This window comes from Cohnella endophytica, from assembly GCF_003628305.1.
In the GTDB taxonomy this organism is placed as follows: domain Bacteria; phylum Bacillota; class Bacilli; order Paenibacillales; family Paenibacillaceae; genus Cohnella; species Cohnella endophytica.
Genome location: NZ_RBZM01000001.1, coordinates 253,651 through 266,994 on the forward strand (window position 1 = coordinate 253,651; position 13,344 = coordinate 266,994).

The 13,344-nt window shown below is 49.9% G+C and carries 6 protein-coding genes; all 6 read left to right on the forward strand.

Translation table 11 applies throughout. The features are described from left to right. Positions 1-3 precede the first annotated feature (3 nt). The 6 genes from D7Z26_RS01290 to D7Z26_RS01315 all read left to right on the forward strand — a co-directional run bounded on the left by D7Z26_RS01290 (position 4) and on the right by D7Z26_RS01315 (position 13,246). The gene (locus D7Z26_RS01290) at positions 4-1,788 is read left to right on the forward strand and encodes a sensor histidine kinase (RefSeq protein ID WP_120974012.1); all 1,785 of its coding nucleotides are present in this window, start codon (positions 4-6) and stop codon (positions 1,786-1,788) included. After that, positions 1,781-3,385 carry a response regulator transcription factor gene (locus D7Z26_RS01295; protein WP_120974014.1) on the forward strand — a complete coding sequence of 535 codons (1,605 nt, stop codon included), beginning with the start codon at positions 1,781-1,783 and terminating at the stop codon, positions 3,383-3,385. Before D7Z26_RS01290 ends, D7Z26_RS01295 begins: the two co-directional genes overlap by 8 nt. A 32-nt stretch (positions 3,386-3,417) precedes the next feature. After that, positions 3,418-4,632 carry an MFS transporter gene (locus D7Z26_RS01300; protein ID WP_120974016.1) on the forward strand — a complete coding sequence of 405 codons (1,215 nt, stop codon included), beginning with the start codon at positions 3,418-3,420 and terminating at the stop codon, positions 4,630-4,632. A 155-nt stretch (positions 4,633-4,787) separates the two neighbouring features. Beyond that, entirely contained in the window at positions 4,788-8,540 is a 3,753-nt protein-coding gene (locus D7Z26_RS01305) for a phospholipid carrier-dependent glycosyltransferase (protein WP_120974018.1), read from the forward strand. Positions 8,541-8,792: 252 nt separating this feature from the next. Continuing rightward, on the forward strand, positions 8,793-12,758 hold the full coding sequence (locus D7Z26_RS01310; RefSeq protein WP_120974020.1) for a discoidin domain-containing protein: 3,966 nt from the start codon (positions 8,793-8,795) through the stop codon (positions 12,756-12,758). 122 nt (positions 12,759-12,880) lie between these two features. Beyond that, positions 12,881-13,246, forward strand: a complete 366-nt coding sequence (locus D7Z26_RS01315; RefSeq protein ID WP_120974021.1) for an ArsR/SmtB family transcription factor — start codon at positions 12,881-12,883, stop codon at positions 13,244-13,246. Positions 13,247-13,344 lie beyond the last annotated feature (98 nt).

Sequence of the window (13,344 nt, forward strand, 5' to 3'; positions counted from 1 at the left end):
AGAATGAAACGATTATTGTTCCATAAGCCGTCGCTCAGGAATAAACTCATTCTGACGTCCATTGCTTGTTTAATCCTACCAACCCTAATCATGTTGTACAACACGGATGTTTTCTCCAAACGGATTATCCGCGAACATACGTTGGAAAACTCTGCTCAGGTGCTGAATAACGTACAGGTTCAAATCGATCGAATATTAGAGGAAATGGTCAGCGTTTCGAATATGATCCAATTCGATCCCGAAATCATGAACATTCTTCTGCAGAGCGACGACGATCCTTTGAAGTCCCAGGCGGTCACGACTAGGATCGAGCAGTTAAGCAGCGGCAAGCCCAATATGCAGATCAACTTGCTTACGTTGGATGGCCGGCACTATACGAATTACTCCTATTACGATTTTAATCCGGAGGATTTCCGCGATCGGACTTGGTTCCCTAAGTTATCCGGGTTGAATGCGTTCGATACCTTGTTCATAGGAGTACAGCCCAACTATATTAAACCGCAGGCTTCGACTCAACCTTATGTCATTATGACGGCAAGAGCTTTGATGAATTATTCGTCAAAGCCATTTGCTTATATGATCGTTAGTCGCACGGAGAACACGATCAGCGATATTTTCGAAAGCTTTTCCGAGCAATTCCTTTTGATGGATGATAGCGGGCATATTCTGTCCCATAAGGATAAGAATTTCATCGGTAGGGATTTTAACGGCATGATCGGGAAGGACGTCTTAGAGTCTCCCGAGATTATTCGTTTTGAGGCACAGAATCAAGTGTTCGTGTCCGTGCCCCTTCGTTATGCAGGCTGGACATTGGCTAGTCTGGCACCTTACGAACAATTAACCGACAAATTAAACGCGATATATAAGTCCGGATTGATTTTGCAGATTTTATCCGTGGCCGGATTTATTCTTGTGCTCGCTTATTTGCTCCGCAAATTTACAAGGCCGATTCATATCCTTGGACAAGCCGCGCTTAAAGTCGAGGCCGGTGAATTGGATGTGCGGTCGCATGTGAGAGGCGGGGATGAAGTAGGGCGGTTGGGCAGAGCTTTCGATCAGATGCTCGATCGAATCATGGTGATTCTTGAACAAGTGAAGATCGAGCAAGAGCTGAAGCGCCAAGCCGAAATCGCGATGTTGCACGCGCAAATCCATCCTCATTTCTTATTTAACGTGTTGAGTTCGATAAGATTAAAATTGTTGATGAAGCATGACGAGCAGAACGCCGAATTGATAGGCTCCTTGGCTTCCTTGCTGCGGTCGACCTTCTCCACGAAGCAGGAATTCGTTCCCTTGATGGCGGAAATCGAGATGACCCAGCAATTCATGGATCTCATGAACTTCACCGCCAAGTTTCCGATTGTTGCCGTAATCGATGTGGACTCGGAGTTGCTGATGGAGAACGTACCACGGTTCATACTTCAGCCGATTATTGAAAACGCGTATAAGCATGGATTCGTTCGCAAAAGCGGCAATGTTACGATTAGCGCCAGAAAAACGGAAGATTGCTTGTTCATTTCCGTGAAAGATAACGGACAAGGAATGGACGTTAACATTAAAAATGTTTTGCAGGAACGCATGATGATTAATAAACTGCAGATTATTGAAGAATCCGTCCAGAAAGACCATTCAAACAACATCGGAATCGGATTAACCAATGTCTATGACCGATTAAAGCTGATTTATGGCAATAAATTTCAAATGAGCTTGCAGAGCGAGCAAGATCAGGGGACAACGGTGGTGCTTGTTCTCCCAATTCAACCGATGGAGAAGAATGCGAATGTATAAAGCGATAATCACGGACGATCATGTTCCCGTAATCGAGTATTTGACGGCCATGATTCCTTGGCAAGATCTTGGGCTGGAGCTAGTGGAAGCTTGTTCTAGCGGAGAGGAAGCCTTGCAAGCTTGCAAGCTTCACCCCCCGGACCTGCTGATTACCGATATCGGCATGCCGATCATGGACGGGTTGCAGTTAATCGAAGAGGCCAAGAAAATCAATCCGGACTTAAAGACGGTCATTCTGTCCTGCCACGAAGATTTTCAATATGCTCAGCGGGCGGTGAAGCTGAACGCAACGGATTATATTCTGAAAGAAACGATGAGAATCGAGCAAATCACGGAAGTCTTGCGTAATCTTATCCGGCAAATGGATAACGAGAAGGCGGAGAAGAAGGGACGCCAGAAGTTACAGGATGTCGTCTTCCAGAACATGTCCTCGCTTCGAACGGACTTCCTGCGTACTTTGATCGACAATCCGATCTGGAACGAGGCGGAGTGGTCGTTAAAAGCCGAGTCGCTGGAAATTCCGATTGCCGCAGATACCCATTACTTACCGGTTCTTTGCATGCCGGACAGATATCAGGAATTCGAATTGCGTTTCGGAGGCCGGCATCAGATCCACTTTGTCATCGAGAATGCGCTGAACGAAGCGGTAAAAATAGAAGGAAGCGTCGTGTTGGCGCTGGACGAGCAGCATTACTTTATCATCTATCCCTTCCCGAAGACGATCAAGTGGAACGTGCTTGAAGGGATTAAGAATGAATTGTCATCCGTTCAAAAGGATATGAAGCGTTATTTGAAGGTTCCGACTTCTTATTATTTCGGAGAGAAGAGCAAATCGATCATCGAATTAAAAGCGCAGATTGTGTTGCTATTAAACGGCAATAACTTCCGCTTCTACTCCGGAGAGCAAATTATTGCGAGATTAAAGCCGGTAGAGCTGACGACGGAGGATATTTTCGTTCACTATACGGAAGCCCTGCACGATTTTAGAGATACGATTCTTACGCAGAATGAAGACGAGATCCACAAGGTCGTTACGAAATGGATGGATCACATCTCGTCGTGCAAATATCCGGTGGAATCCGTCCGAAGCTACCTTCTCAAAATCGTGACCGATATAGAACTTAAGTATACGGTCATGCAGCATTTTCTCACGAACTATAATGCCGTGATGCTGCAGAAAGCGATCAATTCCATGGATACGTTGGAGCATCTTAGTCTTTGGCTGATCCAATTTTTGCTGGGGAAGATGGAATTGGTCAAAGCTCAGCAAAATCAATCCATTCGCAAAGAAATCGTTGCGGCCCAACGCTATGTCATGATGCATCTGAACGAAAAGATCAGCATGGAAGAGCTAGCGATCAAACTAGAGCTGAATCCATCGCATTTTAGTCGCATATTCAAGAAAGAAACGGGCGAAACCTTCGTCGAATTCGTCACCAATCGCAAAATGGAGAGGGCTCGAGAGCTTCTCGATCAATCGGACAAGTCTGTCGAAGTCATCGCGGAGGAGCTTGGCTTCGACAATTCCAGCTATTTCTTTAAGCTATTTCGCGGATTCATGGGAATGACCCCGACAGAGTATCGCAAGAGAATATGAAAATCCGAGGAACATAGTAGGAGAGAAGCAGCGTGAATCACAAAGAAAGATTGTGGACGAAAGATTTTATTTTGCTTGGATACTCCAATTTGTTCTTGTTTTTAGCTTTCGAAATGTTGATGCCGATCCTGCCTCTTCATATGGAGACAATAGGAGGTACGTCTTCCGAGATCGGAATCGTCATGGGAATTTTTACGGTCACCGCGATTTTGATTCGGCTGTTCACGGGTTTTTTCGCCGACAAGATCGGCATAAAGTCTCTACTCGTTATCGGCGGGATCATCTGTCTGGTTGCAACCGGACTCTACGACGTAGCCATGGTTGTGGTCTGGTTGATTATGTTCCGTCTTCTTCACGGCGTCGGGTTCGGCATTGCTACGACTTTGTACGGTACGGCGGCAGCCGATATGATTCCGCCTTCCCGAATGGGCGAGGGCATGGGGTACTTCGGGTTATCCAACACGATCGCGGTGTCGATCGGACCTTTCATCGGCGTCATCTTGTTCGAACACGCCGGTTACGATATCGCTATCGTGATCGCAACGGCTTTCCTAGTGATATCAAGCTTCTTTAATATCATAATGAAGATACCGCGAAGCGCGCCTGCCCATAAGCAGAATACGCCTGTGGAGAAGTTCGTTGCCGAACCCTTCCTCTCCCGTCTGGTCAATCGTCAAGCGTTGTTTCCTTCATTGCTTGGCATGCTGTCGGGTTTTGGATTCGGTGCGATTATTAGCTTCATAGCGCTCTTCGGGAAGGAAGCGGGGCTTGCTAATATCGGCTATTTCTTTCTTGTCACCTCTATTTTCGAGGTGTTGGTTCGATTCGTTTCAGGGAAAATTTTCGATGCCAAAGGTCCTTTTTGGGTCATCGTTCCCTCCGCATTTCTAACCTGCTTGGCGACCGTAATGCTTTCCTATGCGACGAATATGGGAACGATGCTGGGAGCAGCCGCCGTGTTCGGTATCGGCTTCGGGGCGTTATTCCCCGCTCTTCAAGCGTGGATCATTAATCGAGTAGAACCGAATGCACGCACTTCAGCTACCGCGACCTTCTTTAATTTGTTCGATATCGGAATCGCGGGCGGCGCTGCCTTGTTAGGACTTGTTGCCGGGTTCGTGGGTTATGGAATGATGTATCGTCTATCAAGTCTATTTTACATCGCGTTGATCGTTGTATACGTGGCGTCGGAATGGAAGTCTCGTCAGAAGAAGAGAGGACTTAATGATCGGCAGTTGACGTTATAGTCGCGCTTGATAATAGATTCGATGCAGAAAGAAGCTCGCGTTAATCGCGGGCTTTTTGGTGCGTTTGAAGGAAATGAATCGTAACTGTTGAATCTTGTACATATCGAATATCACTCATTCTTTAACCGAAGTACGGCGGAGGGATCAACCTTGTGATGAACAAGCAAGCGAAGACAAGCGCGATAATCGGATTTTCCCTGTTTCTACTCTTGCTGATCGCTTTACTGTTTCCAGCGGCATCGGCGTTCGCGGAGAACGGGGAAACGAATCTCGTTATTAACGGCAGCTTCGAGGAAGTTAATGCCGATGAGCCGACGAATTGGAGCAAGGATGCTTATTTGGCCGGCGATGAAAATAGCTTGATGAAGGTAGTGGAGGGAGACGCGCACTCGGGTTCGCGCTTTGCAACCATAGAGAGCTTTCAGCCGAACGACGCCAAGTGGGTACAGACGGTATCGGTTCAACCCGATTCGTTGTATAAACTTAGCTGTTGGGTCAGGGTCGTTCAAGCCGGGGAAGGCGCTACCGGAGCGAATATCTCCGTTCTTGGGATCGGTACGACATCGCGGGATTTGACTGACTCGGCCGGCGGTTGGGAGAACGTTGAACTCGTCGGCCGTACGGGGGCAGGGCAGAACCAAATTACGGTTGCGGTCCGGCTTGGCGGTTATGGAAGCCTGAACGCGGGCAGAGCCGATTTCGACGATTTCCGAATGGAAAAGCTCGATGAAGCTCCCGCCGGAGCGGTCGTCGTCCCCTTCGAGCCAGCCGCGGATCAGGGAGCGGCCAGCGGGTCGGAGTCGGTTCCATCGCACTCCGGATTCTCGGGGTGGATGATCTTCTACGGCGTGGCCTATGCGGCGATGGGCGTCTATTTGTTGTCCCGTTACCGTAACCGCTCGACTATAGCATCCGATAAAGCTCCAGAAGTAAGCATAAATCGGACGTGGCTCGTCATCGTCGTGTTCGGGGGCGCTTTTCTGTTGAGGCTCGTATGCGCGCCGATGCTTCAAGGGCATCCGATAGATATATTCGATTTTATGGCTTGGGCGGACCAGGCCTATCGGAATGGTTTGTCTAACTTCTATAACGGCCAGGTGTTCGCGGATTATCCGCCGGGGTACATCTACGTGTTATACGTCCTCGGTCTAATCAAGTCGTGGTTCGGTTTGGCTCCGGAGTCGTCCGCGTCGATCATTCTGATTAAATTTCCGGCAATGGTCGCCGATCTCGTGACGGGCTGGTTCATCTACAAAATGGCACTGCGTCTATGGGACGAGAAAACGGCTCTGTTAGCCGCGCTGCTGTACGTGCTGAATCCGCTCGTGTTCTTGGATTCCGTGTTATGGGGCCAAATGGATTCCGTATTTTGTCTGTTAGTCGTGTTAATGCTTCTTTTCCTGCATAAACAAAAGCTGACGGCGGCTACCGTCTTATTCGTAATCGCGATATTGATAAAGCCTCAATCGCTTATTTTCGCGCCGCTGCTTCTCTTATCGATTCGATTCCGGAAAGAAACGTTAAACGCGGCGATTTACGGATTATTCGCTTTCGTAGCGATCACGTTGCCTTTCTCGATTCGGGAAGGTCCTTTGTGGATTTTTAAGCATTACAAAGCGATGTTCGGATTGTATCCGTATGCTACGTTTAACGCGTTTAACGGTTATGCCTTGCTTGGCGCAAATGGCGTCGAGACGAGTCAAAAGTGGTGGGGGATCACCTTCGCTACATGGGATGTTCTGGCTATCGCGATTATCGTCCTAATCGCTGGGTTTTTTCTGCTTCGAAGCCGCAGGGAGGGGAATATTTTCTACGCGGCCTTCCTGATCGCCTTGCTCGTGTTCGCGTTTAAGACCGGACTTCACGAACGCTACGGTTATGCGACCGTTCCGCTTGCGCTCATGTGTTGGCTTCGTTTCCGGGATACTCGCGTGTTCGCGCTATTTCTAGGCGTTTCGATCACGAATTTCGCCAATGTAGCTTACGTGCTGAAATTCGGACTCCGACACGACTATTTTATCCCGAACGGCAACGGATTCATGAACCTCGTCGCTTTCACGAACGTATGTCTCGCGATTTATGCCGTATGGGTGGGATATGAGCTCCTGATCAAAAAAACGAGCGTCGTACAGGATAAGGGAATAAAATCGGTAGTTAAACCCGGAGTAAAGACGGGAATAAAAACGAGAATAAAAACGACGATAGCCAAGATCGAAACGCCCGCTCCGATGATTCGCCGGGACTATCTCGCGATGACCGTCATTACGGTCGTGTATGCAGCGATTGCCTTGTTCCAGCTCGGCTCGAGCGTCGCCCCGCAGAGCTTCTGGAAGCCGGTATCGCAAGGGGAAAGCGCGATCGCCGATTTCGGAAGCGCGCAACAAGTAGGAGCGATAGAATGGTACGGGGGCATCGGCAATGGCAGTTTTCAAATCGAGTCCTCTGAAGACAGGCAAACCTGGACTTTATTAACGAACATCGACTTGAATGATGGCACCGTATTCCAATGGAAGAAGATTCAGGCCTCGGTTACGACTCGTTACGTGAAAATCGAATCGATTCAGCCGGGCGCGGCACTAGGCGAAATGGCTTTCCTAGGAGCGGATCAGAAGCTCATTTCCTTGGTCGGCGAGGGTTTGTCTTCACCGGCGTTCGATGAACAGCGTACCGTTCCGATACGACCGTCCTATCTGAATAGCATGTATTTCGATGAGATCTACCACGCTCGAACCGCTTACGAGAATTTGCATCATATGGAACCTTACGAGTCGACCCATCCCCCCCTCGGAAAAGTCATAATCTCCGCCGGGGTGGCCATATTGGGCATGAATCCGTTCGGTTGGCGAATTGCAGGCGTGCTCTTCGGTATTGCGATCGTACCGTTAATGTATCTTTTCGGTAAGCGATTGTTCAGGGAGACTCGTTACGCTGCTCTAGCATCGATTCTGATCGCTTTCGACTTCATGTTATTTACGCAGAGCCGATTGGCAACCGTCGATACCTTCGCCGTATTTTTCATCCTGCTCGCTTACGAACGCATGCATCGTTACTATGTGATGAACTTCTATAAGGACAAGCTCTTGAAGACTTTAGCGCCTCTTGCGCTAAGCGGACTTGCTTTCGGTCTAGCATCCGCGACCAAGTGGATCGGGCTGTATGCGGGCGCGGGATTGGCCATCCTGTTCTTTCTCTCTTTATGGAAAAGATATAAGGAGTACCAGGGAAACAGACAGCTTCTTTTCGGAAAAAATGCGCTCTGGACTTTGCTCTCGTGCGGGTTGTTTTTTATCGTTGTGCCTTTGATGATCTACACGGCTTCGTATATTCCTTTTATGCTCGTGCCTGGTGCCGGGCATGGGTGGAAGAACGTGATCTCCTATCAGAAATTTATGTTCGATTACCATAGCAAGCTGAACGCTACGCATCCTTTCTCGTCGACATGGTGGGAGTGGCCGATCATCCGCAAGCCGATTTGGTATTATGGAAGCTCCGAACTCGCACCGGGCAAAATGTCGAGCATCGTGGCCATGGGTAACCCTGCGGTTTGGTGGGCGGGGACGATTGCGGCGATCGCTACGTTCCGCTCGGCATGGAAAAGAAAAAACGACGACATGACGGTCGTCCTGGTCGGAATACTAGCGGCCTATGTTCCTTGGGTTCTCGTCTCCAGGCTAACCTTTATCTATCATTTTTTCGCTTGCGTGCCTTTTCTCGTGTTATGCATAGTCTATTGGATTCGAAAAATCGAAGAGGGGAATCCCCTTTATCGAAAATGGACGCACCTGTATACGGGAGCAGTCGTGCTGTTGTTCGTGCTGTATTATCCGATTCTCTCGGGAACGGAAATTTACGTCTCTTACGCCGACGGAGTTCTGAAATGGTTTAAGGGGTGGATCTTTCACGGTTAAGCAAGAGTTGGAGCAGGGAGGGGAAGATTTCTTCCCCTCCCTTTTAATGATCTTGGAATCGCATATATAATCCGTAGGATTGCTTCTTATCTGTTGATGCCCTCTGTTTCTATAATGAGGATATCTAAATGAAAGGAGGTAATGTAAGCGCTGTCATTCTGAGGACGAAGGAGGACTTCAACCCAAGCATCAGAGCGTAAGCGGAGAGGTAAGTATTTAATTGCATTAAACAAATTGATGAGGAGGAATATAATGCGCAACAAGTATGTCGCATGGTCTCTAGTAGTCACGATGCTGTTCGCGAGTTTGTTCATGGCTATCGGTCCTTTTGCTCCGACTCCCGCCTCCGCGGCCGGAGGAGCTAACCTCGCGCTAGGCAAAACCGTATCGGCGAGCGGCCAATCCGATGTGTATACGCCGACTAACGTGAACGACGGCAATCAAGCCACGTATTGGGAAAGCACGAACAACGCGTTCCCGCAATGGGTTCAGATCGATCTTGGCTCGAATACGAGCATCGATCAAGTCGTGCTGAAGCTTCCCGCGGGCTGGGGAACGCGTACGCAGACGTTGACCGTTCAAGGCAGCACGAACGGCTCGACGTTCACGAACCTCGTAGGCTCCGCCGGTTATGTATTCAACCCTTCGGTTGCGAATAACTCGGTCACGATCAATTTCACGGCGGCGAGCACGCGTTACGTCCGCCTGAACTTCACGGCGAATACGGGCTGGCCGGCAGGACAATTGTCCGAGTTCGAAATCTATGGCGCCAGCGGTCCTACACCAACTCCGACGCCAACGCCTTCGAACGTCTACCAAGCCGAATCGGCAGCGCTGACCGGCGGAGCGAAAGTTAATACAGACCATACGGGCTACTCCGGGACCGGTTTCGTTGACGGATACTGGACGCAAGGCGCGACGACGACCTTTACGGTTAACGTAGCGTCCGCCGGAAACTACAACTCGACGCTGAAGTACGGAAACGCGAACGGCAGCGCGCAGACGTTAAGCCTCTACGTCAACGGAACGAAAATCCGGCAAACCACTTTGCCTAACTTGGCGAACTGGGATACTTGGGGGACTAAGGTAGAGACCATTACCTTGAATGCCGGTAATAACACGATCGCTTACAAATACGACGCGGGCGATACGGCCAACGTCAACCTTGACCAAATCACATTAGATCCAACTTCAGCCACACCAACACCTACGCCAACTCCAACTCCAACGCCTACACCTACACCTACACCTACACCTACACCTACACCTACACCTACACCTACACCTACACCTACACCTACACCTACACCTACACCTACACCTACACCTACACCTACACCAACACCAACACCTACGCCAACACCTACGCCAACACCTACGCCAACACCTACGCCAACGCCTCCACCAGGCAGCAATATCGCGATCGGTAAACCGATTACCGCATCTTCCTCGACGCAGAATTTCGTGGCAACGAACGCGAACGACAACGACACTAACACTTATTGGGAAGGTAGCTCCAATCCAAGTACGCTGACGCTTGATCTCGGAGCGAACCAAAATATTACGTCGATCGTGCTGAAGCTGAACCCTGCGACGGTCTGGTCTACACGCACGCAAACGATTCAAGTGCTCGGCCACGACCAAAACACGACGACATTCGGCAACCTGGTATCAGCGCAAACGTATACGTTTAATCCGGCTACCGGCAACTCCGTAACGATTCCGGTTACGGCGACGGTTAAGCGTCTGCAGTTGAACATTACGTCGAACTCCGGTGCTCCCGCAGGACAGATCGCCGAGTTCCAAGTGTTCGGCTCGCCAGCGCCAAATCCTGATCTGACGATTACGGGCATGTCTTGGACGCCTGTATCACCGGACGAGACCAACGCGATTACGTTGAACGCTACCGTTAAGAACATAGGTAACGCCAGCTCGCCGGCGACTACGGTCAATTTCTACTTGAACAATGAGCTTGCGGGCTTCGCTCAAGTAGGCGCTCTGGCCGCAGGCGCTTCGTCCACGGTATCACTGAATGCCGGCACGAAAACCGCCGCGACTTATACGGTGAGCTCGATAGTAGACGAGAGCAACGCGATCATCGAGCAGAACAAGTCGAACAATAGTTATACGAACTCTTCGACTCTCATCGTCGTTCCCGTATCAAGTTCCGACTTGATCGGTACCACTTCCTGGTCCCCAAGTACACCGGTCGTCAATAATTCGGTTGCATTTACGGTAAACCTCAAGAATCAAGGGACGATTGCTTCGGCGGGCGGCGCTCATGGCATTACGCTCGTCATTAAGAATTCCGCAGGTACTACGCTCCAAACTCTTACCGGCTCGTATTCCGGAGTATTAGCTTCGGGAGCTTCCGTTAACGTCGCCATTCCCGGGACCTGGACAGCGGTAAACGGGAATTACACCGTAACGACTACCGTTGCGGCAGATGCCAACGAAGTCGCGACCAAACAGGCGAACAACGTCAACACTTCGAACTTGGTCGTGTATGCGCAACGCGGCGCTAGCGTGCCGTATAGCCGCTATGATACCGAGGATGCTACTCTTGGCGGCGGAGCCGCATTAAGAACCGCACCGACGTTTAATCAAGCGCTGACCGCGTCGGAAGCTTCCGGCCAGAGTTATGTCACGCTGCCTTCCAACGGCTCCAATCTTCAATGGACCGTACGGCAAGGGCAAGGCGGCGCGGGCGTCACGATGAGATTTACGATGCCCGATTCGTCGGACGGCATGGGCTTAAGCGGTTCGCTTGACGTGTACGTCAACGGAACCAAGGTTAAGACGGTTTCGTTAACGTCCTACTATAGCTGGCAATATTTCTCGGGAGACATGCCGGCGGATACGCCAAGCGGCGGACGACCGCTATTCCGTTTCGATGAAGTGCATTGGAAACTGAATACGCCGCTTCAACCCGGCGATACGATCCGGATTCAGAAAGGAAACGATAGCATCGAATACGGCGTCGACTTCATCGAGATCGAGCCGGTTCCATCCGCAATCGCCCGTCCGTCTAACTCGGTATCCGTTACGGACTACGGCGCCGTCGCGAACGACGGCCAAGATGACCTAGCGGCCTTCAATGCTGCCGTAACCGCGGCGGTAGCCGGCGGTAAAACCTTGTATATTCCCGAAGGAACTTTTAACCTGAGCAGCATGTGGCAGATCGGTACGGCAAGCAATTTGATCAATAACCTTACAGTAACGGGCGCGGGGTACTGGTACACGAACATCCAGTTCACGAACCCTAACGCGGCTGGCGGCGGAATCTCGCTTCGGATGTCTGGGAAGCTTGATTTCGGCAACGTATATCTCAATTCGAACTTGCGTTCGAGATACGGCCAGAATGCGATTTACAAAGGGTTCATGGATAACTTCGGAACGAATTCCGTCATTCACGACGTCTGGGTCGAACATTTCGAATGCGGTTTCTGGGTAGGGGATTATGCGCATACTCCGGCGATTTTCGCGAACGGATTGTTGATCGAAAACAGCCGTATTCGCAATAACCTCGCCGACGGCGTCAACTTCGCCCAAGGAACGAGCAATTCTACCGTACGGAATAGCAGTCTTCGCAATAACGGCGATGACGCTCTTGCCGTATGGACCAGCAATGACAACGGTGCAACCGCGGGCGTAAACAATACTTTCTCTTATAACACTATCGAGGATAACTGGCGCGCGGGAGGAATTGCGTTCTTCGGAGGAAGCGGACATAAGGCCGATCACAATCTCATTATCGACACCGTAGGCGGTTCCGCTATTCGCATGAATACAGTGTTCCCGGGCTACCATTTCCAGAACAATACGGGCATTACGTTCTCCGACACGACCATCATTAACAGCGGCACAAGCCAAGATCTGTACAACGGAGAACGCGGCGCGATCGACCTGGAAGCATCGAATGACGCCATTAAGAACGTCACGTTCACGAACATCGATATCATCAATTCTCAACGCGATGCGATACAGTTCGGTTACGGCGGCGGATTCCAGAACATCGTGTTCAACAACATCACGATTAACGGTACGGGGCGGGATGGCATAACCACCTCGCGGTTCTCAGGACCGCATCTGGGTGCGGCCATCTTCACTTACACCGGCAACGGCTCGGCTACGTTTAATCACCTGACGACGAGCAATGTCGCTTATCCGGGCCTGTATTACCTGCAGAGCGGATTTAACTTGACTATCAATCCTTAATCAAGCGGCTAGATCAGTAGGGAGGAGTTCTTCGGAACTCCTTCTTTTTTGCGAGCCTTTTTGAAAAGCGCGTATGTTGGTATAATGTAGGAAAACGGTTCTTTGATTGAAGGTGAATTTGAATGGAGAAGCAAGTCATAGACCAATGCGAAGAGACTTGCGTGGGAACGGAAACGAATCTATCCGAAGTGAAACAAAAAATGGTGGATGATCTTTCGGCGGATAAACTGGCAGAACTATTTAAGGCGCTCGGCGATCCAACGCGCGTTAAGCTAATCGGTAGCCTGTTAATTAGCGAATTATGCGTGCACGATATATCGGTGCTTCTCGGAATGGGGCAATCTGCCATCTCGCATCAACTCAGATACTTGCGTAACCTAAGAATCGTAAAAAGACGTAAGTCCGGCAAAACCGTTTATTATTCCTTGGACGATTCGCATATCGAACAATTATTCGTCCTCACGTTGCAACATTTGAAACATGAATAATGAAGCGAACGATCAAACGGCAAGCCCCCTGGAGAGAACAGGGGGCTTGTTTCGATTGAAAATGTTAAAAAAGAGCCTTTTTTGTCAGATTGTGTTGC

Coding starts and splice junctions, on each gene's coding strand:
- D7Z26_RS01290 (WP_120974012.1), top strand. CDS start 4: ATGAAACGATTATTGTTCCATAAGCCGTCGCTCAGGAATAAACTCATT.
- D7Z26_RS01295 (WP_120974014.1), top strand. CDS start 1,781: ATGTATAAAGCGATAATCACGGACGATCATGTTCCCGTAATCGAGTAT.
- D7Z26_RS01305 (WP_120974018.1), top strand. CDS start 4,788: ATGAACAAGCAAGCGAAGACAAGCGCGATAATCGGATTTTCCCTGTTT.
- D7Z26_RS01310 (WP_120974020.1), top strand. CDS start 8,793: ATGCGCAACAAGTATGTCGCATGGTCTCTAGTAGTCACGATGCTGTTC.
- D7Z26_RS01315 (WP_120974021.1), top strand. CDS start 12,881: ATGGAGAAGCAAGTCATAGACCAATGCGAAGAGACTTGCGTGGGAACG.